Source organism: Mesorhizobium sp. P3_A10 (assembly GCF_056403175.1).
The window spans coordinates 914498-935496 of the sequence record NZ_JBFUFZ010000001.1 but is presented as its reverse complement, the minus strand read 5'-3'; the positions used below and the strand labels follow the sequence as shown (position 1 = coordinate 935496).

The window sequence follows — 20999 nt, the reverse complement described above, 5'->3', positions numbered from 1 at the left end:
CGACGGTTGCCTTGAAACGATGCCGGAACGGCGACCAGCCGGCTGCCCTCGCTTCGCTCCAGCGCACCCGGGCGGGCATGGAGTCAAAGTGAGGCGGCAAGGCCGAATCAAGAGTGGTCGCGCGCTTCATGCGCGCTCTTGACCATGGTTTCATGACGGGCGGATGAAGCCTCGTTCCAGGCGCAGCTAGGCCGGGACCTTGATCACCGCCCGCAAACCGCCGAGCGGGCTGTCGTCCAGCGTGATGTCGCCGCCATGGCTGCGAGCAATGTCGCGGGCGATGGACAGGCCAAGCCCGGTGCCGCTGGCGTCGAGGTTGCGGGCTTCGTCAAGCCGCACGAAAGGCTTGAACACGTGTTCGCGTTTGTCGGCTGGAATGCCCGGACCGTCGTCATCGATTGTGACGAGAAGTGAGCCGCGGCCGTGGTTGGCGGTGATCTCGACGGTCTTGGCATAGCGGAAGGCATTGCCGACGACGTTGGACAGCAGCCGGGCGAAAGCGTGGGGCCGCACATGTACATCCGGGTCGCCGGCAAGCACGGTCGACAGCTTGCGCTTGTGCAGCGTCGCCTCCTCGCCGAGCTTCTGGAAATAGGCCTCGAGATCGAAATGGCCGGCGTCTTCCGATGCCTCGCCGCGCGCAAAGGCGAGGTAGCCCTCCAGCATCGACTGCATGTCGTCGATGTCCTGATCGAGCGCCGCCTTGGTCTCGGCCTTGCCGCCGGTCAGCGCCAGCTGCAACTTGAAACGGGTCAGGATGGTTCTCAGATCATGGCTGACGCCGGTCAGCATGGCGGTGCGCTGCTCGAGCTGGCGTTCGATGCGCTCGCGCATCTGGATGAAGGCAAAGCCGGCGCGGCGAACCTCCTCGGCTCCGCGCGGGCGGAAATCGCGCGGCATTGGCCGGCCCTTGCCAAAACTCTCGGCGGCCTCGGCCAGCGTCAGGATCGGCCGGATCTGGTTGCGCAGGAAGGGGATGGCGATCATCAGCAGCACCAGCGAGGTGCCGACCATCCAGATCAGGAAGATATGGGTGTTCGAGGCATAGGCCTGGCTGCGGCGCACGAAGACGCGCAGCACCTTGCCTTCGAGCTGGACGCGAACCTCGACGATGTTGGAATTGCCGACCGTGTCGATCCAGAACGGGCGGTTGATCTGGCGCGTGATCTCGGTTGAGAGAACATCGTCCAGAATCGAGAAAAACGGCTTTGGACCGGGCGCCGGCAGCGGATCGGGCGGCAGCAGGTCGACCTTCAGCTGCATGCGATCCTGGGCAATGCGGATGACATTGGCGTAGTCGGCATCGTGCGGATAGGTCTCGATGAGGTCGATGATCGCGGCGATGTCGCGCACGGTGGCCTGCGACAGGCGCTGCGTCACGGTCTGCCAGTGGCGTTCCATGAAGACGAAGGCGACGACCGATTGCAGCAGGATCATCGGCGCGATGACGATGATCAGGGAGCGGGCATAGAGCCGCTTGGGCATATAGAGCGCGACCAGGCGCCAGAAGCGGTTCCAGGCACGCGGCATTGCCTTCAGCGTGCGCATCAAGCGATCGCTCAAGCCGCCATTTCCCGGCCGTTGCAGTTCCGTGGTCGCCATTCGCCCTTTTCGCTCGTCTGCGGCCTTTCAGCAAAGGGCCGGTGTCGGCATTCTATTCCACGCTGAGCCGTTCTGGAACAGCCGTGGCCGTTCCGGTGCTTAGGCTGTCAAACGCTCGATTGCCGATCGTTGACAACAAAGGCTTTATTCCCAAATTGTCAAACCAGCTTTCGCACCGCAGCCGATCAGGGTATTAACGCGTATATAAGTCTTTTCCGACAACAGGGCGGAATTTAGCTGTTCCGATATGCCCGTTGTCGGGCGCTGGAGGATTGACGAAGGTCTGCCCTTTCGGGGCGGCCGATGACCAGCAGGACACGGAAGTGCAAGAATCGTGGTCGCGGTTACGCCCGCGTGTCGCGACGTTGGAACAAGTTCGCGGATTGAGCGTTGCGAGCGGATGATCAGACGATTTGCTTTCGCCCTTATTCTCGTCCAGGTGTCCATGGCGGCAGCGCTGGCAACACAGGTATTCCTGTCGACCGCCGACGAAGCCCGCACCGCGGAACTCTCGCTTGCGCCGGCGCCAAAAGAAAGCGACGGATGCGCCAAGGCGACGTGGCCCAACATTCCGGAACGATGTCTGCAGCGAGCCGAGCCGAAGGTGGTGACGCTCGTGCTCAGTCAAAATAATTAATGGCTGCACTGTCCACGACTGGCCCTTGCTGATTTGCAGGCTGCCGTGCGCAGTTGGCTGCACTGCCGCAGGAACCACCAACGTTCCGTTAATCCTCGCGCAACCTCTGCAATCTATCTTGAATGCCAGATTGCCGAGGATGACATGAAGCGCAAGTCGATATTGCTCTTTGCCTTCCCAGCTCTGATCCTGCTGATTCTGGCAGGGGAGCGTGTGGCGGCTTTCTTGCTGGGATCCTATCCGGCCAGTCCCACAATGTGGCGGATTTGGCTTGAACTAAGGCCCCTGTCGACGATGTTCTGGCAACAGATCGATCTCTATCTGGGGGCGTCGATGGTCGTTGATGCCTCCATCCTGACTGCCGCGTCGATCGTTTGCTGGATGGCGTGCCGCACAACAAGGTCGGCTGCCTTCTTCTTCCTTGCAAATCACGTCGCCCTGCTTTTCGCCGGGGTGATGATCGCCGTCACCAGCCATTCCGAAACGGCGAGCACGATCGCCTCATTCACGGCACCCGGCGGTTTTCCATTCTCACTCGCGGTCGATTTCACCTTGAAGAACAGCCTTGTGCTGTTTCTGGGTGTGACAGCATGCGCCTACTGCCATGTCGCCTTCCTCGGCGAAGCCCGACAGCGGTCCGAAGCGCTGGCCGCGAGGCTTGTTGCTCTGCAGCGAGATCTCTAGGGCAGCCCCACGGGTTCCAGCGCTAGTTGATCTTTCGGTAGTAAACCTTGCCGTCGGCCTGCTCTATGCGCTGGTAGTCGGGGCTTGGGGCAGGCGCTGCAGCTGCGATCCTCCTTTTGGGTGGACGCGGCGCATCGACAACGCTGGGGTCGGTCGCGTCTTCACCATCGAGAACGGCAGGCGCCTCCGCCATGCTGCTGGTCGCGACCATCGAAGGTTCCGCTGCGCTCGACATGATTTCGTCACGGGCAAGAGGCTGGTTCTGTTCCAGTCGGGCTATGCTCCGGTTGATTTCACCAAAGCTGCTCTGCAGTTGACTGTCCAGTTTTTCAAATCGGCTCTGAAAACCGTTGTTGACCGTATCCAGCCGGCTCCCGATTCGTTGTTCAAACGTGCCTAGTTGTTCCAGGCGCCCTTCCAAAAAGCGCATATCGCTGATGCCGCGGTAGAGATAAACCGCAGCTATTATGTTCACCAAGGTGAGTAGGGACGTGCCGATGACGACAGCGCCGATCAGGCTTTTGTCGCTCGGTTTCCCGACGGCAGCCTGCTCTTCAATATGGGTTGCCGTCCCAATCTCGATTGCCGGCATGTCCGGCTCGCTGATCATGGTCATTGAACCACCACCTTTGCGCCGACCGCGACGCGCTTGAAGAGATCGATCACATCGGTGTTGGTAAGGCGAAAACACCCCGATGTTCCGTCGAAGCCGACCCCTTTGGGATCGTTGGTACCGTGTATGCGATAGAGTGTGTCACGCCCGTCCCGAAGCAGATAGAGCGCTCTAGCGCCGAGGGGATTGTAGGGACCTGCAGGCACCATTTCCGGCAGCTCCGGCTGGCGGGCGCGCATTTCCCTGGGCGGGCGCCATTCCGGCCATTCGGTTTTCGCCCCTACCTTGACGATCCCGGTCCAGCCAAATCCGTCTCGACCGACGCTGATCTGATAGCGAAGCGCCTGGCCCTGTCGGGTCACCAGATAAAGCGCTTTCTCGCCCTTGCGGATAACGATCGTTCCGGGTTGTTCCGTGGTTTCGAAGGCGACAGTTTTGCGCAGGCTGGGGCCCATCGCCGGCAACGGCGGCCGATCCGAAAGTGCCGATCGCGCGTAGGCGAGGTCCTGGACGGACATCACCAGCGCCGCGCCCATGACGCAGGCACCGGCTAACCCTTGGACGATCCGATACCTACTTGGCAGCGTCATCGAGCCGCTCTTTGAACATCCGCTTCAGGTCCTTGTTGAAGCGCGCACGCCCATCCACCTCGGCAGGCAGGATAGCACGGTTCAAGGCATCGGTAAGAAGCGCATTGTCCAGCGCGACCGACTTGATGTGCGGCGCCTTGAAGATCTTTTCGAGCTCGCTGTGCGAAAAGTGGTTCCCGAACCATTTGCGCTTGTGCTTGTTGGCGACCAGGGTGATGTTCACTTTATTGCCGCGCAATTCCCTGATCTTTTTGTAGAGCCGCTTGCCCTGGCGCAGCGAGGCGACATTGAGCTCGAAGACGATGAAGATCTCATCGCTCGTCGACAGCACGGAATTGTGCCAGGGCGTCTCGATGTTCGGCAGATCGATGACGATGTCGTCGAACCGGTAGGCGACTAGGTCCAGCAGCCGAAACACGAAATCGGCGCCCTGCGGCTCGAAGGGCAGTTGCGGCCTTTCGAAGGAATAGAGGGTGAGCCCGGACGGGCGCGAAAGCTTGATGACATCCATCAACTCGACGTCGAGCCTCTCCGGCATGCCGATGATGCCGCCAAGGTCGAACTGGTTGAACTGGTTGAGATAAGCGCCGCAATTGGCGCTCTGGAAATCGAGATCGACCAGACAGGTGGAAGCCGCCCGCTCTGTCGATTTCGATGCCAGGTGTTCGGCGGCCGACAGGGCCAGCGTCGTCGCACCGGCGCCGCCGCTGGCGCCGATGAAGGTGATGATCCGGCTTTTGGTTCCCTGGTTGCCGGTGTCGTGGAAGGTGACGGCGTTGAGCAGTTCCTTGGCGTCGAGTGGCTTGTGCAGCCAGTCCGAAGCGTTCATGCGCACCAGCGCCCGCGTCTGCTCCGACGTCAGTTCGTCGGAGACCGCGATCAGCGGCACCGTTGCCCATTTGGCGCGTGCCTCGACGATGCCCGGCTGGCCGAGCAACTCGCCATGGCCAAAGTCGAGAATGACGATTCCGGGGCGCGTGTCGGCAGGCGGGCCCTTGAGGAAGTCGCCTGTCTCGGAAATCCTGACATCGTATATCGCCAGCGCTTCAAGCCGCGTCGCGACATCGCGCTTGAAATTCGGATCGGACGAGAACAGGGCGACCTGCTTGCGTTTCGTCGGCAGGACCTTGGTGTTGATGGCATTCATGGCGCGGTACTCTTCAAATCTTCGCCCGTTACCGTGCTTAGCATGGAGGGCATGGTCATATTGCTGAGCCCAGGCACCAGTCCGCCCAGGAAGAAGAACTGGAATGTCATGTTCCGAAGATTGACAGTGATGGTCGGCACCGGGCCGCCCAGCCGGGTCTGATAGCCGAGGCCGGTAGCAGAATAGGTCACGACGACGTTGCTGCGCAGCAAGCCAGGGAAAAAGTGGCACATGCCGGGTCGCTGGTTTGCTGTCGGCATGGGGCAGGCATCGTCGTTGGTGACGGGTGTGTCCCCGCGAAAGATGCGGCTGAAATTAGTGGCGTCGAATGCGCCGCTGTTGGTGCAGGAGCCAGTGGAACCAGCATAGCCGCAGGCGAACGGCCCATAGGCGCCTGCTACCACCGGAGCGCCCGGGGTCGTGGTCGGTGCGGCTGTCGCAAGCGCGGTTGCAACCGGATTGGAAATGGATGCAAGCCGAGCGCCGATCTGCACGGCCTTCGTCGCGGCATTCCATTGATAAAGGGCATAGCCGAAATCGACAAAGCCGAGGGTCAAGGTGAGCAGCAACGTCATCGCGATGGCCATTTCGACCATCGTCGCTCCGTCTTCCGATGTCACGAACCGCTTCATCATCATCAAAATCGGATGAACCGCTCCTGATGGCTGGCGTTGAGCGTGATCGGGCCGATGTTGAGCAGCGACAGCATGCCGACGCCGCTGTAGAGAAGGGTGCCGGATGCCGTCACAACGCAGACTTGGGATGTCGTCGAGAGGTAGAGAACGACGCCGTTGACGTCGACCGTGTTGTGGCAAGTAGAGGTGTTGATGGTCACGTTGAAACCAGGGACGCGCTCAGTGCCCGTGCTAGAAATACTGCCGCGCTCGGCAATATTTTCTGCAACGGTGGCACAGTTAATTGTCAGATTGGCTTGAGTGTAGATTTGGCTGTTGCAACGCGCGGCGAAACGCGCTGCATCATCAAGGCCGGCTTCCATCAACAGCTTGTCATGGATCAGATTGCCGAACTCGAACACGCCAGCCGACAAGAGCAGCATCAGCGGCGCCACTATCGCCATTTCAATAAGGACCGTGCCGCGCTGGTCGCGCCTAAATCTCCGGAGATGGCGAGCTATCAGCCGAACCATTGTCGTCATCACCGGTAAAGCTGCGCTTCGTCGCGCAGGAAGTTGTCGAGCGTCCCTTGTCCGCCGCGGCCAGTAATGTCGACGAGCTCGACAAAGACCGACCCTCCCTGCGACGCACCCGGAACGGGTTCCGTCATGAAGAAACTGGCGAAGGCTTCAACGGGAAGGTTGGTGCTGTTGCCGTTCAGATTGTTTCCGGCGGCCTGAAGCGCGTTGCAGTTCAGGATCGCGCCGTAAAGCAGTCTTCGGTCAACGGAGGTGACCGGCGGCTGGCACGAACTCGGCGGCGTTCCAACCTCGCCCCCTGCCGAGGCTGTTCCGACCAAGCTATTCGCAAGCTCGTATTTGTAGACCTGGTACCGGGTCGGCTTGGTCGTATTCCACGAAGAGGGGTAGCTGGCGGAGCTGAAATTGGTGCTCCAGTAGCCGGAGAGGTTCCAATTTCCGTCGCCCATTCGCCCCCCCATATAGGGCGTGGTGGCATCCCGGGGCAGGCCCATGTTGCCGGTCCCGTTGAACGTCAACTGATTGTAGGAAGGGCATTGGTTCCCGTTGCCATTTCCGTTTCCATTGCCGTTTCCATTGCCGCCCGTTGATGCGCCCTTGCGGACATTCGCAGCCGGGCCATATTGCGGGCTGTTGAAAGCATTGCCGCTGGCATTGATGCCGAAGCGGACATTGAACGCGTCCTGGACAGGGCCATTGTTCTGGCCGGTCTTGGTGCTTACGCCCTGCGCCGAATAGCAGCCAAGGGGTGTCGAGGTGGCGATTGTCTGGGCCAGTGCCTGCGCACCGTTACCGACACCGTCCGGCGGAGCCAGGAAGCCGAAATTGCCCGGCCCATAGGCCGCGTTGTTCCCCACCATTCGCAGTTCGATCTCCCGGCGATGAACTGCCGGATCCGTCACAGCCTGCTCGAGCGTCGCGCCGCCCGCCGAATTGGTGCCATTCACCATCTCATAGGGGTTGCACATGAAGACGGGCGTGTAGTTGCAGACACCGGAGGTGAACCCGGCCACCGAGGCGGTGCCGAGATTGTAGCTGCTGTTGGCTGTACCTCCCGAGGACACAATGGAAACGGGGAAAAACGACGTGAAGCTCTCCGGATGTGCTTCCACCTGAATGAACCGGGTCACGATTGCCGATGCGGCATAGTTGGCCGACGTAATCGGGTCGGAGTCGTTTGTTGGAATGGAAGCGAGGAAACACCATGAAATCTGCCCTTTCGACCGGCACGCCGAATAGGTCGAGTCCACAGTGGTGGTTCCGGTGCCAGTGGTCAGCGGTACGGTGCCTCCATCCGAGAACCTGGTGTTGTTGGAGACGAGATTGGTCAGAGCGTTCTCGGCGCGTGTCCAGGCGTCGGACCGGCCGTTCAGTTCGGCCGCGGCGGCAAGCGCCAGTGCGTCGGTGCCCTTCTGCAAGTCGTTGTGCAGATTGTTCATCCGGCTCGCGTCGATCGCCAACAGCGAGAAGCCGATGATCGCCGGCAGCATGACGCTGATGAGGATCAGCGCTATTCCCCTCTGATCGTGCCAGAACGCGCGAATGGTTCGCAACATGGCGTTACTCTTTACCCCCTTGGCGCCAGAACCCCTCGTTCGCCTGGCGCGTATGAAACCGCATCCTTCTGTTCAGTTCGCGGTCGGCGTGCCGACATTAACCGTGATCGCCGGCGGCGGCGGTGGCGGCGGCGGAAATTTGTAGTTGTGGGCAACAAGCGCGGCTCGCGTGCCGTCGCCTTCGATATGTGTGTTCTTCGAGTTCGGATTGAATGGATCGACCGTCTGCAGCAGCGAATTGTATTTCTGCGTGTCGCCGGCGGCGAGCGTCACCGTGTCGTAGTTGTTCAGATAGTCGGCGGCGCAGCCTGTCAGCGCGCCGGCGCACAGAATGAGGATCAGGACACTATTTCTTGACATAGAGCATCTTGTCCTTCGATTTGAAGTCCAGCATGTGGCCATAGGGGCCGGTGACGCCGTCGCCTTGTTCATATTTGCGGATCATGTCCTTGTTCACTTCAAGCTGACCGAGGATGAAGAACTCCGGGTCGTTGGCCGGCCGCGTCTTGTCGAACGGCGTCGCCAGTTGTTCGCCGGGCTTGACCGGCCGCACGACGTGCGGCGTGACGATGACGACCAGTTCGGTTTCTTCCTTCTGGTTGCTCGAATTGCGGAACAGCGAGCCGATGACCGGGACCTGGCCGAGCCATGGCACCTGGTTCTGCAGCTTGGTGGTCTTGCTGGACAGCAGCCCTCCGACAGCGAAGCTCTGGCCGTCGCGCAGTTCGACGACGGTATCAAGCTTGCGGTTGGTGAAGATCGGGTCGCCGGCGGTCGTGAAACCAGTGAGGTCGCTCACTTCCGGCGCCAGCTTCATGTGGATCTTGCCGTCGTCGAGTACGACCGGCGTGAACAGCAGATTGACGCCGAATTGCTTGTACGTGATCGTTATCTGGCCGTCAGTGCCGATGACACGGATTGGCACTTCGCCGCCGGCGTTGAAGCTGGCCGGCTCGCCCGAAAGCGTCGTCAGGTTGGGCTCAGCCAGCGTTCGCACCACACCCTTGGCCTCGAGTGCTTCGATAATCAGATCGACCTTGATGTTGCTGTCGATAACCCGGGTGATCAAAGCCGAAAATGGATTGCTGCCCGACAAGAGGCCGCTGAGCAGATCGCCCGGGCCAAGCACTACGCCATCTTTGTCAGCGGCTGCAATGCCTGTCCCTGTGCGGGTTGTGCCGCTGCCATTCGTGCTCCTTATTGAAACACCGAGATCGCGGCCGGTGTTCCGCTTGGCCTCCAGCACGCGAACCTCGAGATTGACCTGCTGGCTGTCGTCGACGATGACGGAATTGATGATCGCGTCAGGGCCATATTGTTGCGCTACCTCAAGGATCGACGCCAGCGTCGCGCCGTCCTTGACGTGACCGCCAAGCCTGACCTTGCCATTGATCGAGCCTATCTCGATGCGCGCCCGGGGCGCCACCTGTCGGATCGCCTGCGCCATGTCGCTGACGTCGACGCCGACTTCGATCTGGATGACGCCGAGCGAGCGCTTTTCCGGGGAGAAGAGATTGACCGTGGTGGTGCCGGCGCTCTTGCCGATGACATAAAGCGTGCGGTCGGTCATCGGCTGGGCGTCGGCGATCTTCTCGTCGCCGACAACGATGTCGCCGAGATTGGCGCTCACCTGGAGGGTGACCGACTGTGACATTGGCAGGAAAATCCGATGGACGCTTGGGTTCGACACATCGATGAAACGGTCGGCCGCGTGGGCTGTAGAGCCAAACGGCAATAGCCCTGCGAAACAAACCAGTGCGGCTGCCGCCAGTTGTCCCCAGAACAGTCGCATCTACGCTACCCCCTTGCCGGCTGAATCGGACGCCTCATCCTAAATGCCGGTGTTATCTTTGTATATGCCGGTGTTATTTTTGTCGTGGCACATCATATGTTTCGAGCTTCACACCCCGAAATACGCCGACCGTTGCCCGCGCCGGCGGCTCGGGGGTCACATACTTGACCACTTCCTTGACGACTTCCTGAACTTCGGGTGCTGAGGCCACAGCCGGGGCCGGCTTGATCTTGCTCAGATCGTCGAGCTTGCTTCCTACCCGGTCGACTGCCTGGGTCAGACCGGCCAGTTTGTCGTCGGCGCGCTTGCGCTCGGCTGCCGCCTCGGCTTCGGCTGCTGCCTGCTTGCTGAGTTCAGCCTGTCTGGCGGCGACATCCTCAGGCGTATCGCCGGTAAGATCGGAAAGTGTGACGCGCTCGGTGGTCTCACCCTGGTTGGCCGCGGCCTGGCGAAGCGCCAGCGACAACTGGCCGGCGCCGGCTGCCAATGTCAGCTTCTGCGCATCCTTGGTGTTGACTTCGACCGTCACGGCCTTGACCACAGTCGGGCTGTCCTTGCTCTCGTCGGCCACCTGGTCGACGGCAAGCACCTTGACGCTCTGCAGCAGCACGTCGACGAAACTCTTGTCCGCCCCTCCGTCGCTGCGCATGGTACGTGTCAACAGCACATCGACACGATCACCAGGGAAGACGAAGCCGGCAACGCCAAGCACGTCGTTGACCCTGATCGAAACGGCTTTCATGCCCTCGCCGAGCACTGCCGATAGCGTGGCGCGCTGGCCGGGACCGGTGATCTTTGTTGCAAGGATAGGCTCGTTGACGCCGATCGCCTGAAGGGCCTGTTTGCTGCCTTCGCCTTTCAGCAACTCCGTGGTCGTCTTGAAGGCACCGGCCGGAACCGCGCCTGCCGGCCACGCGATCTCCCGCAGCTTGTCCGCGGTCAGTGTGTCGCCGAATTTCAGCGCCACGGCCGCTACTACTACGGAGTCGCGTTGAACGTCGTCCGACTTCGCCAGCGCACTGCGCTGATTTGCTAACCAGATATTGGCAAGTACCACCGCCAGGACGCCGAACACGCCGGCGAGGATGATCATGATGATTGTGTTAGCGCGCATGGACCCCAAGCCCCAATTCCAGTGAATCGCCCGCCCTGGGCGAAATAAGGCCCGGGCATTGCTGCCCGGACCCTGGATATTTCTGTGGTCAGCTGCCGGCACCGCTTGAGCAAGAGCCTTGGGCAGAATTGAGCGCCGTGCAAAGCTGTGTGAAACGACCCGTCACCCACAGCCCGATGCCGATGATGATCAGAATCGACGCTGCGGCGATGATGCCGATCAGGATGGAATATTCGACCATAGCAGCGCCGTTTTCGTCGTCGCGGAACTGCCGGGCCACCGTCATGAGCTTCTTCATGTCAATGTCTCCCCTTGGAGGTTTGAACCCGACGAGACAGAGCCAAGGATGTACCCCATACCCAGCATCCCCCGTCGACTTGATCTAAGTCCCGACAAAAAGCGAAGTCAAACAGGATTAACAGTTCCTTAACCTTCGAATACCTGATGGGAAGCAAGTTCAATTTTGACAAGGGCTTGATTCGCTTCATTTTTCAAGTGTTCTTAACCATTCGTTCACAATTGCGTCTCACCCAAGGCGGAAGGCTCATCATATTAGGGTATGTGCATAGTCCTTTATATGTAAGGGCTTGCCAGAGCTCCGCAGGGGCACATTCCCACGTTGCAGGGCGAAACGTTTCGTGAGGTCGGAGTTGAGGTGTGCCCCTGGATACACAGTCTCAAAATAAAACGATTTTTCTGGGGTCTCGTCTTAACTATGTTGTAAGTATTAGGTCTTCGCCGCCGCGCTCGGCGCTTGTGCCCTGCGTGGTTAACGCTTAGTTTCCAACCTTGGGGAATCTCGGGGGCTCGAACGACATGTTAGGCCGCTTCATAAAGGGACCGAATGAGCCGCGGGCGGTGCAGCCGACAGCCGTCGTGCCGGCGTCGAATGGAGCGGTAGTCGTTCCGGTGGCAGAGGCTGAACCGTATGGCGATGATTTTCTGACGCTGAAGGTCGAGCTTCACCGCCATCTCATCGACCGGTTCAATCTGACCGCCCTTGAAAGCGCCTCCAAGGACGAAATTCTGAACGAGATCAGGCCAATTGTGCGCGAGTTCGTTCGCCAGCGAAACGTGCCGCTGAACGCCCGTGAACTCGATCAATTGACCAGCGATACCGCGGACGAGATGCTGGGGCTCGGACCGATTGAGCCGCTGCTCAAGGACGATTCGATCGCAGACATTCTGATCAACACCCATAACCGGGTGTTCATCGAGCGCCGTGGCGTGATCGAGGAAACCTCGATCCGTTTTCGCGACGAGGCGCACCTGCTGCGTATCATCAACAAGATCGTCTCGGCGATCGGCCGCCGCGTCGATGAATCCGCGCCGATGGTCGATGCGCGCCTCGCGGACGGATCACGCGTCAATATCGCGGTGCGGCCGATCTCGGTGGATGGCCCGCTGGTGTCGATCCGCAAATTCTCCAAGAATCCCTATTCGCTCGAGCGCCTGATGGCGTTCAATTCGATCCGCCCGCCGATGGTCGATCTGCTGCGGATCGCCGTGCAGGCGCGGAAGTCGATCCTGGTTTCGGGCGGCACCGGCAGCGGCAAGACGACTTTGCTCAACGCGCTGTCGAGCTACATCCCAGCCAAGGAGCGCCTGATCACCATCGAGGATGCGGCGGAGCTGCAATTGCAGCAGCCGCATGTCGGCCGGCTGGAGACGCGCCCGCCCAACATCGAAGGCAAGGGCGAGGTTCGCCAGCGCGAATTGCTGAAGAATGCGCTGCGCATGCGGCCGGACCGCATCATCGTCGGCGAGGTTCGCGGCGAGGAAGCCTTCGACATGCTGCAGGCCATGAACACCGGCCATGAAGGCTCGATGACCACCATCCATGCCAACACGCCGCGTGACGCCATATCTCGGCTCGAGCAGATGGTCGGTATGGCCGGCATGCCGATGACCCATGAGTCCATCCGGGCGCAGATCGCCTCGGCCATCGACATCATCGTGCAGACGCAGCGCCTTTCCGATGGCGGCAGGCGGGTCATCTCCATATCGGAACTGACCGGCATGGAAGGCAATGTCGTTCAGCTCCAGGAAATCTACCATTTTGTTCGGCGCGATGTCGGCGCTGACGGTACAATCATCGGCGATTTCCGGGCAACCGGTGTTCGTCCGCGCTTTGCCCAGGAGGCGGCGACGCTGGGGCATCATTTTGCGAAGGATGCCTTCAATCCGCAGGTTGCGCTGTAATGCTGACCGGTCAGACCTTGCTTTATTTCATCTACGTGCTGGCGGCCGCCTCGGTGATCCTTGCGGTAGAGTCTCTCTACGTGTCGTACTCGGCGCGGCGTGTAAGGCTCGGTGTTATCAATCGCCGGCTCAAACGGCTCGGAGAGGAGGCGCCGGCGGAACAGACCCTGCAAGGTCTTCTGCGCGAGCGAGGCCTGACCTCCACCGGCGACTACCTTTTTGGAGCAATAGGTCTAAACAGGCTTTATACGCAGTCAGGCACCACTGGGAATCCAATCCTCTTTGCAGTGATCTTCCTGCTTGCGGGACTGGTTGTGGGGCTTGTCGCTACACTGGTCTTCAACCTGCAGATGGTTATCGGGTTCATCGCCTTTCTCGTCATCGGCTTCGCGCTACCGTTGCTGGTTCTGCGGCGAGCGCGCAACAAAAGAATCCTCAAATTCGCCCGGCAACTTCCCGACGCTCTCGACATGATCGTGCGGTCGCTCAGGGCCGGCCACCCGGCATCGGTGGCAATCAGCTTGGTATCGCGTGAGATGCCTGACCCGATAGGAACCGAATTCGGCATCGTGTCCGACGAGATCACTTTCGGTCTCAGCCTGGAACAGGCGGTGCGAAAGCTGTCGGAGCGGGTCGGCTTCGAGGGGTTGCATTTGCTGTCGGTGTCACTCTCGATCCAATCCAAAACCGGTGGCAACCTCACGGAAATCCTGGCCAATCTTTCGGGGGTCCTGCGTGAACGGCAAAAGCTTCGCATGAAGATCAAAGCGCTTACGGCTGAAGGCCGAATGTCGGCCTGGATCATATCCTTGTTTCCTGTGGTGATGTTCCTGATCCTTCTGGTCACGGCGCCCTCCTACTATGGAACAGTCTGGAACAATCCGCTGATATTGCCTGCGTTCACGATTTTTGGAGTTTGGGCGCTGTTGGGCGACTTCATCATGTATCGTATGGTCAACTTTGATATCTAACGGGGCGAAGCACGGATTTGTTCGCGAACTTGCAGGACCTGAGTCTACTCATCTCCATTGCGGTCTTTCTGACCGCGGTAGCGCTTTTCCTTTTCGGAGCGCTCATCATGCTGCCGGCGCTGCAGACGCGAAAACTGGTGACGCAGAGCCTGATTGCCGAAGGGATTCCCAATCGCCGGTCTCTGCTGGGACAGGAGCAGCTTGCGAAGATCGCTGCCCAACGTCCGATCCAAGCTTATTTCCGAACTGTCGAGAAGGAGCGCGGGGAACCAAATGCGCTGGAGGCCAAGCTTTTCCGCGCCGGCTTCTATCAAGCCGGCGCGCCGGTGATCTACACCTTGTCGCGGCTCAGTGCGGTGTGCCTGGGCTTCCTGGGTTGCTATGCGATTCTGTCGCGGGTACTGCCGCCATATTTGCCGGGTTTCATACCTTACGTCGGCTCCGCTCTGTTCGGCCTCGCCTGCCTGGTGATTCCAAGCATCATGCTCGACCGCTTTGAAAATGGACAAAAGCAGCTTTACCGACGCGGCTTTCCTGACTTCATGGATATGATGATCACCTGCGCCGATGCCGGCATGAGCCTGGAGGCGGCTGTCGAGCGTGTCAGCCAGGAACTGGCGGGCACCCACAAATGGCTGGGCATTCAACTTGCGATCATGAATCTGCAAATGCGCGCCGGCAAGCCGTTGCGGGAGGCGTTGCGGGAACTCGCCGACCGCTTGGGACTTGAAGAGGCACGGGCTTTGGCGGTGCTTTTCAGGCAGTCGGAAGAACTTGGCACCAGCCTGACCGACGCTTTGCGGGTTTACAGCGACGAGATGCGCAGCCAGCGAATCCTGCTCGCCGAGGAGCGCGCCAATTCCCTGCCGGTCAAAATGATGGTCCCTTTGGGACTTTGCGTTTTTCCAGTTGTGATTATGGTGATTCTGCTGCCTGTAATCATCCGGATGAGGGGCATTTTCTTCTAGTTATGCATACGCTTTGATTCTAATGTGATGTCGGGGAACCCCTAGGGGAAGCTATATGAGATGGCAAAATGCGGCCGCAGCCGGCCTGTTGATCATGGCGATTGCCGGCTGTCAGACGGACGCCACCGACGGTGTCGTTCGCACCAATGAGCCTTCCAAGGGCGACGTGACGTCTTTTGGCGATGCGTTCGATGGGCTGAAGACGGTCAGCGATGTCGAATACTACGCCTCGGACCAGGCCGTTGCCGAAGCCAAGAATCAGTTCCGCGCGGAAAATTACGGCAACGCTGGCGCACTGTTCTTCAAGGCGACGCAACTTGCCCCTAATGATGGCAATGCCTGGATGGGACTAGCCGCCTCCTGCGACCGAATCCATCGCTTCGACCTTGCTGACCGGGCCTATGGCCGTGCCTTCAAGCTGGTTGGCGCGACGCCTGAATATTACAACAATGTCGGCTATTCCTATCTGCTGCGCGGTAAGCTGCAGGACGCGCGCAGCAATTTCCTCAAGGCCTACGAGCTGGCGCCCAATGATCCGACCGTGGCCAACAATTTGAAGCTGCTGTCGTCCAGCGTGCAGAACGTCGAGCGGTAGAGCGCCTCTATGTTGTTTGCTGCTTCGCTGCTGCTGAAGGCGTTGGCGATCCCTCTGCTTGCGAAGATCGCGTGGCTCGACTTCACCACCCAGAAGATATCCAACAGCAACGTGCTGTTGTTGCTTTGCCTAGCCGTGGGCTCACTGCTGTTGTTTGCCTTTCAGTCCGGATCGTGGTGGGACATGGAACTGAGCGCGCTTGCCGGCCTGCTGCTGTTTGTCGTACTCTTTCCGTTCTGGATCTTGCGCAAGGTCGGCGCTGGCGACGTCAAGCTGATGGCCGTCATCCCGTTCCTGACCGGCGGAACCGGTCTCGTCGTGTTTTCTCTGCTGCTGATGGTGTTCGCCGTGGCCATGGCTGTGGTGGTTAAAAACCCGTTTCTGCTGCCAGCAGGCGCGTTTCGCGTCTATGTCCAGCACATGGACCGCAAGGGCGTCGTGCCTTTCGGCGTGCCGATTTCGGCAGCCGCCATTGGCGCTATTGCCTTCCAAATATACGGGAGTTGGGTGATGGCCAGCAGTTCTGGAGTTCTGCAGCAGCTTAACTAACTCTTGGCATGGCCATACGCGGTTCGGTCTTCGACGGCCAATTACCGTACCCATCGCCCGCAGTATCGCCAGATCATCACAGTTGCGACGATCGCCAGATAGCCGTCGGTGGCGTAGTGCCATCCGAAGTAGATCGAGCCGAACATGATAAGGCCTGCGTAGATCCAGGCGATCAAGCCGGCCCATCGGTTGAGGTTCCAGAGGAAAAGGGCGTTCAGGACAGCGATGGCAACATGGAAACTCGGCATTGCCGAAATTCCAGTGCCGATCGACGCCTTATGGGTCGTGTAGGACGAATAAAGATAGTCGGCGATCAGGAGGATGTCGGGGCCGGCATTGCTCGCCCTTAGCGACGCCATGAGGTCTCCGAACCTGTCAGACGCAAACATCCAGTCGTAGAAGATCGGCCCGGCCGAGGACGCGGCCAACCGCACGATCACGCCCAGAACAATCACCACGACGGTGAGCGACAGGAAGTAGCGCTGACGCTTCAAAGCATCGTCAAGCCAAGCTGCTACGACGACGGTGCCGGCAAGCAGAACAAACCACAGATGGGAATATAGAATATAAAGCGCCCGATCGGCAAAGGCCGGAATTGGCAGAGCACGCACCCATTGCCAAGGGTCGCCGAAATGTAGGGCGGTGTCGATCCTCGCCAGGATTTCATCGGCGAAGAACGGCACCATCTGCGAGAATTCGTGCTTGAAGGTTGTGAATGCAGCCAGACAAAGAATGAAGATTCCAAGCGTGCACGTCGCTCCGATGCCTCGTGACTTCAGCCTGTCCCGCAACCAGCTGAGTGGGGAGTGCGGCCGGTTGATGATGGCTGCAAAGGCGAGCCCGAGCAGTATCAGGAAGGGCAGCATGAGGTAGAGAAGCCTCAGCCTGTAGGTACCCAGCGCCGCAAAATAGGTGTCCGGATAAAGGTAGGCCGCGAGCCCGGCATAGCAGAGGCAGAACACTGCGAGCTTTGCGGAGGCAGAGAAGCGCGGTCGCTCCAGGGCTAGGTCAGGCGCCATTTCCATTGCCGCACCGGCTTCTTCTTGACGATGGGGAGAGGTGGTGGTTCGCCGGAGACTGTCGGCCTTGGGGGCTCAAGCACCAGGCGTTCGATGAGCGCAACAGCACCTGCGCTGATCGCGCCAGCAAGTGCTACAATGAAAAGACCCTTGAGAAAGCCCAAATCAGACCCCGCTCCCGCCCGCAGAATGCGACTGGCTGCACCAAAACGCAACCAACTTCCTTCATCAGGTCCGCCCCCCCCCGCGAAACCCTGACGTCGAGTCCTCGACCTGCGCGCTTCAGCGCGTCCTTTTCGGCCCTGTAGAACGGCATCAAGCGCTGGCTGGATCCGTCTGCCTGGAGCCGGAACAGGTCCCGTCGATCCGCGGGACCGGCTCGGGTTTATCGAGGCGCGGCTACTGCACGAGTGCCAAGTCGATTTCGAGCCAATATAGAATTGGTATCAAATTTCAGGCTAGTAAACTTTGCTAGCGGTGGTAATTTTTAACACTCAGTTGAAACCAATTTTAAAAGGTATCAGATGAGGCGTCGAGAGCGCGCCATCGCAAAACTACTCGAACTGATCGACGGCGCTGCTTTTCCCGAAGCCAGCAGGCTTCCGGCCGAGCGCGATCTTTGCCAGCAGCTCGATCTCAGTCGCAGCGCGTTGCGCGAAGGCCTCGATGTGCTCGAGGCTGAAGGCAGGATCTGGCGCCATGTCGGGCAAGGTACTTTCGTTGGAGCGCGCCCGCACCGCCCTGCGGGGCCGGCGCCATTGGTCGCGCCCCACACCAGTCCGAACGAACTGATGGAAGCGCGAATATTGGTCGAGCCATCGCTGGCCCGGCTCGCCGCGACGCGGGCAACGGCAGCCGAGATTGCCGAACTGCATCATCTCCTCGCCAAGAGCCAGGTGGCAAAGGATGTCGAGACCTGGGAGCTGTGGGATGCGCGACTGCACAGGGCGGTCGCGGAAGCCGCCCACAATGTGCTTCTGCTGTCGATCTACGAGGCCTTCAACGCCATTCGTGCCCAGCCGCAATGGTCGCGGCTGCGGCACGAAACGCTGACGCAGGAGCGCCTCGCTGTCTATCGCGGCGAACACCGCGCTTATGTCGACGCCATTGCGGCGCGTAACCCTGAAGCCGCCGCACAGGCGATGCGGCGCCATCTGGAATCCGTGCGCAGTGGCCTTTTTGGCAGCGCCAGCTGAACCCATCACGACAAGCGAGGACCATTCATGACATCCGCGACCTCTACAATTCCGGTGCTTGTCGCCGCGCACGATCCCGCGTCTCTTGCGATCCTCGCTCCCGGACGCGCCCCGCTGACTTATGGCGGGCTTACTGACCGGATCGCGTCGGCTGCGGCCGTGTTTCGAAAGGCGGGCATTGTTCCTGGCGATCGCGTGGCGATCGTCATGCCGGACAGTGCCGAGCTGGCGAGCGCCTTTCTGGCGATTGCGTCGGCGGCTACGGCCGCGCCGCTCAATCCAAGCTATCGTATGGAGGAGTTCGACTATTACCTGAACGACCTCGGCGCCAAGGCTTTGGTGGTGCTTGAAGGTTCCGAGACGCCGGCGCGTGCGGCAGCGCTCGCGAGCGGCGTGGCGATTGTCGAACTACGGCCTCTGAATGACGAGCCGGCCGGTTCGTTCGATCTGATGGTTGAACAGACGACCGGCGCGCCGGCAGCAGATGCCGACGCGGCGCCTTCGGATATCGCATTGGTGCTGCACACCTCCGGAACGACGTCAAAACCCAAGATCGTGCCGCTCAGCCATCTCAACCTGACGACCTCGGCGCGCAACATCGCCCGCACATTGTCGTTGACCCAGGCTGATCGCGGGCTGGTAATCATGCCTCTGTTCCACATTCATGGCCTGGTCGGGGCGTTGCTGTCGTCGATCGCTGCCGGCGCCAGCGTCTATTGTGGCGGCGGCTTCAATGCGCTGCGCTTCTTCGGTTGGCTGGATGAGTCGACCGCCACCTGGTACAGCGCCGTCCCCTCCATGCATCAGGCGATACTGGGCCGGGCCGAGCGCAACCGTGAGGTGATGGAGCGGCACAGGCTGCGGCTCATCCGCTCTTCGTCCGCGCCGATGTCACCCGTTCTGATCGGCGAGCTTGAGCAGACCTTTGCCTGTCCGGTCATCGAATCCTACGGCATGACGGAAGCGGCGCACCAGATGACCAGCAACCCATTGCCGCCGTCGGCGCGCAAACCGGGTTCTGTCGGTATCGCCGCCGGCCCCGAGGTGGCAATCCTCGACGCTTCTGGAGATCTAGCGGCACCGGGTCAGCCCGGCGAGATCGTCATTCGCGGGCCGAATGTGACGGGGGGATACGAGAATCGGCCGGAAGCCAATGCCGAGGCCTTTCGCGGCGGCTGGTTTCGCACCGGCGACCTCGGCCACCTCGACGAGCAGGGCTATCTCACCATCAGCGGCCGTCTCAAGGAGATCATCAATCGCGGCGGCGAAAAGATCTCGCCGCGCGAGGTGGACGACGTCATTGCCGAACACCCGGCCGTGCTTCAGGCGCTGACCTTTGGCATGCCGAGCGAAAAGCTTGGCGAGGAGGTTGCCGCCGCCGTGGTGCTGCGCGAAGGCGCGTCCGCATCCGAGAGCGAGTTGCGCGAATTCGTCGCCGCCAGGCTGGCGCCGTTCAAGGTTCCGCGCCGCGTCGTTTTCCTGGAAGAGATACCGAAAGGGCCGACGGGCAAACTGCAGCGGATCGGGCTTGCGGAACGGCTGGGGATAGCGCGATGAGAATCTGCATCTATGGCGCCGGTGCCATCGGTGGCTTGATGGGCGCCCGACTGGCGAAGGCTGGCCATGAGGTGACGTTGATCGCGCGCGGGCCGCATTTGCAGGCAATGCAGACCAATGGTCTGCGCCTTGTCGAAGGGGACACGTCCTCGACCGTGCACGTTGCGGCGTATGAAAATCCCGTCGAGGCTGGCGAACAGGACGTTGTCGTCGTTGCGCTGAAAGCGCCGGCCGTTGCCGCCGTCGTCGAGCGCATGCAGCCATTGCTCGGGCCGGCGACCAGCGTGGTGATGGCGGTCAATGGCGTGCCGTGGTGGTATTTTCACGGTCTCGATGGTCCGTGGCATGGTCATGTCCTGCAATCCGTCGATCCGGGCAGGGTTCAGGAGCGCGGCATTGGCGCCGACCGGGTCATAGGCTGCGTCGTCTATCCGGCGGCCGAAGTGGTCGAGCCCGGCGTCGTCCAGCATGTTTCTGGCGACCGGTTCAGCCTTGGCGAGCCTTCGGGCGTCGCGACAGAACGCGTGAAAGCGTTCAGCAAGGCGTTGATCGGGTCTGGTCTGAAGGCTCCCGTCAAGGCCGATATCCGCACCGAGATCTGGGTAAAGCTGTGGGGCAATGTCGCTTTCAATCCGATCAGCGCGCTGACGGGAGCCACGCTGGCGCGCATCTGCGGTGATGCCGATACGCGTCGCCTGGCGCTCTCGATCATGACAGAAGCGGAGAAGGTTGCTAACGCGCTCGGCGTGACGATGCCGATATCAGTTGAGCGGCGCATCGATGGCGCAGCCGCCATCGGCGAGCACAAGACATCGATGCTCCAGGATCTCGAACGCGGCAGGCAGATGGAGATCGACGCCGTGGTCGCAGCGGTTGCGGAACTGGGCCGCATTGTCGGCGTCGCAACACCCACGATAGACACCGTGCTGGCTCTGGTGCGCCAGCGCGCCAACATTGCCGGCGCCTACCCGTAGAACGGGCGACCGCCGCCGAATGCGGCTGGTTGAATGACTGTGGGATCAGAGGTCGCCATAAGCTATCGCGAACCAGCCGA

At 60.5% G+C, this 20999-nt stretch carries 23 protein-coding genes; 10 read left to right on the top strand and 13 right to left on the bottom strand.

The window, feature by feature from the left end; all coding sequences use genetic code 11:
- Positions 1-186: 186 nt before the first annotated feature.
- Positions 187-1602 (bottom strand): ATP-binding protein, encoded by a 1416-nt coding sequence (locus AC1DXU_RS04510; RefSeq protein ID WP_477364860.1) that lies wholly within the window; start codon positions 1600-1602, stop codon positions 187-189.
- Positions 1603-2002: 400 nt separating this feature from the next.
- On the opposite strand from AC1DXU_RS04510, the gene AC1DXU_RS04505 reads away from it, so the two are divergent.
- Positions 2003-2239 (top strand): hypothetical protein, encoded by a 237-nt coding sequence (locus AC1DXU_RS04505; protein WP_477364857.1) that lies wholly within the window; start codon positions 2003-2005, stop codon positions 2237-2239.
- Between the two features lie 144 nt (positions 2240-2383).
- Positions 2384-2923, top strand: coding sequence for a hypothetical protein (locus tag AC1DXU_RS04500; RefSeq protein WP_477364854.1), 540 nt, complete (start codon positions 2384-2386; stop codon positions 2921-2923).
- 22 nt (positions 2924-2945) lie between these two features.
- On the opposite strand, the gene AC1DXU_RS04495 is transcribed toward AC1DXU_RS04500, so the two are convergent.
- The 10 genes from AC1DXU_RS04495 to AC1DXU_RS04450 form a co-directional block, all read right to left on the bottom strand.
- Complete coding sequence (locus AC1DXU_RS04495) at positions 2946-3539, bottom strand: hypothetical protein (RefSeq protein ID WP_477364851.1); 594 nt, start codon at positions 3537-3539, stop codon at positions 2946-2948.
- Positions 3536-4126: a L,D-transpeptidase gene (locus AC1DXU_RS04490; protein ID WP_477364848.1), complete on the bottom strand. Its 591-nt coding sequence runs from the start codon at positions 4124-4126 to the stop codon at positions 3536-3538. The genes AC1DXU_RS04495 and AC1DXU_RS04490 overlap by 4 nt, the downstream gene beginning before the upstream one ends.
- Positions 4110-5273: a CpaE/TadZ family protein gene (locus tag AC1DXU_RS04485; protein ID WP_477364845.1), complete on the bottom strand. Its 1164-nt coding sequence runs from the start codon at positions 5271-5273 to the stop codon at positions 4110-4112. Before AC1DXU_RS04485 ends, AC1DXU_RS04490 begins: the two co-directional genes overlap by 17 nt.
- Entirely contained in the window at positions 5270-5911 is a 642-nt protein-coding gene (locus AC1DXU_RS04480) for a TadE/TadG family type IV pilus assembly protein (protein ID WP_477366025.1), read from the bottom strand. The genes AC1DXU_RS04485 and AC1DXU_RS04480 overlap by 4 nt, the downstream gene beginning before the upstream one ends.
- Positions 5911-6420: a TadE/TadG family type IV pilus assembly protein gene (locus tag AC1DXU_RS04475; protein ID WP_477364842.1), complete on the bottom strand. Its 510-nt coding sequence runs from the start codon at positions 6418-6420 to the stop codon at positions 5911-5913. Before AC1DXU_RS04475 ends, AC1DXU_RS04480 begins: the two co-directional genes overlap by 1 nt.
- Positions 6421-6428: 8 nt before the next feature.
- Complete coding sequence (locus AC1DXU_RS04470) at positions 6429-7982, bottom strand: TadE/TadG family type IV pilus assembly protein (protein ID WP_477364839.1); 1554 nt, start codon at positions 7980-7982, stop codon at positions 6429-6431.
- Between the two features lie 72 nt (positions 7983-8054).
- Positions 8055-8342, bottom strand: a complete 288-nt coding sequence (locus tag AC1DXU_RS04465; protein ID WP_477364836.1) for a hypothetical protein — start codon at positions 8340-8342, stop codon at positions 8055-8057.
- Complete coding sequence (locus AC1DXU_RS04460; protein WP_477364833.1) at positions 8329-9774, bottom strand: type II and III secretion system protein family protein; 1446 nt, start codon at positions 9772-9774, stop codon at positions 8329-8331. The genes AC1DXU_RS04465 and AC1DXU_RS04460 overlap by 14 nt, the downstream gene beginning before the upstream one ends.
- Before the next feature lie 73 nt (positions 9775-9847).
- Positions 9848-10888, bottom strand: coding sequence for a Flp pilus assembly protein CpaB (gene cpaB / locus AC1DXU_RS04455; RefSeq protein ID WP_477364830.1), 1041 nt, complete (start codon positions 10886-10888; stop codon positions 9848-9850).
- 88 nt (positions 10889-10976) lie between these two features.
- Positions 10977-11186, bottom strand: a complete 210-nt coding sequence (locus AC1DXU_RS04450; RefSeq protein WP_477364827.1) for a Flp family type IVb pilin — start codon at positions 11184-11186, stop codon at positions 10977-10979.
- Positions 11187-11704: 518 nt separating this feature from the next.
- Between AC1DXU_RS04450 and AC1DXU_RS04445 the strand changes: the two genes are divergently transcribed.
- Genes AC1DXU_RS04445 through AC1DXU_RS04425 form a run of 5 tightly spaced genes read left to right on the top strand, consistent with a single transcriptional unit; the run spans position 11705 to position 16173 of the window.
- Positions 11705-13090 (top strand): CpaF family protein, encoded by a 1386-nt coding sequence (locus AC1DXU_RS04445; RefSeq protein ID WP_477364824.1) that lies wholly within the window; start codon positions 11705-11707, stop codon positions 13088-13090.
- On the top strand, positions 13090-14061 hold the full coding sequence (locus AC1DXU_RS04440) for a type II secretion system F family protein (RefSeq protein ID WP_477364821.1): 972 nt from the start codon (positions 13090-13092) through the stop codon (positions 14059-14061). Before AC1DXU_RS04445 ends, AC1DXU_RS04440 begins: the two co-directional genes overlap by 1 nt.
- Positions 14062-14078: 17 nt before the next feature.
- Positions 14079-15029, top strand: a complete 951-nt coding sequence (locus tag AC1DXU_RS04435; protein WP_477364818.1) for a type II secretion system F family protein — start codon at positions 14079-14081, stop codon at positions 15027-15029.
- 55 nt (positions 15030-15084) lie between these two features.
- On the top strand, positions 15085-15624 hold the full coding sequence (locus AC1DXU_RS04430; protein ID WP_477364815.1) for a tetratricopeptide repeat protein: 540 nt from the start codon (positions 15085-15087) through the stop codon (positions 15622-15624).
- A gap of 9 nt (positions 15625-15633) precedes the next feature.
- Positions 15634-16173 (top strand): prepilin peptidase, encoded by a 540-nt coding sequence (locus AC1DXU_RS04425; RefSeq protein WP_477364812.1) that lies wholly within the window; start codon positions 15634-15636, stop codon positions 16171-16173.
- Between the two features lie 41 nt (positions 16174-16214).
- On the opposite strand, the gene AC1DXU_RS04420 is transcribed toward AC1DXU_RS04425, so the two are convergent.
- A complete protein-coding gene (locus AC1DXU_RS04420) occupies positions 16215-17039 on the bottom strand; it encodes a phosphatase PAP2 family protein (protein WP_477364809.1) in 825 nt (274 codons plus the stop codon).
- A 137-nt stretch (positions 17040-17176) separates the two neighbouring features.
- Positions 17177-17356: a hypothetical protein gene (locus tag AC1DXU_RS04415; RefSeq protein WP_477272743.1), complete on the bottom strand. Its 180-nt coding sequence runs from the start codon at positions 17354-17356 to the stop codon at positions 17177-17179.
- A 360-nt stretch (positions 17357-17716) separates the two neighbouring features.
- Between AC1DXU_RS04415 and AC1DXU_RS04410 the strand changes: the two genes are divergently transcribed.
- Genes AC1DXU_RS04410 through AC1DXU_RS04400 form a run of 3 tightly spaced genes read left to right on the top strand, consistent with a single transcriptional unit; the run spans position 17717 to position 20919 of the window.
- On the top strand, positions 17717-18388 hold the full coding sequence (locus AC1DXU_RS04410) for a FadR/GntR family transcriptional regulator (RefSeq protein ID WP_477364806.1): 672 nt from the start codon (positions 17717-17719) through the stop codon (positions 18386-18388).
- Between the two features lie 27 nt (positions 18389-18415).
- The gene (locus tag AC1DXU_RS04405) at positions 18416-19945 is read left to right on the top strand and encodes an acyl--CoA ligase (RefSeq protein ID WP_477364803.1); all 1530 of its coding nucleotides are present in this window, start codon (positions 18416-18418) and stop codon (positions 19943-19945) included.
- On the top strand, positions 19942-20919 hold the full coding sequence (locus AC1DXU_RS04400) for a 2-dehydropantoate 2-reductase (RefSeq protein WP_477364801.1): 978 nt from the start codon (positions 19942-19944) through the stop codon (positions 20917-20919). Before AC1DXU_RS04405 ends, AC1DXU_RS04400 begins: the two co-directional genes overlap by 4 nt.
- The last annotated feature ends 80 nt before the right edge of the window (positions 20920-20999 follow it).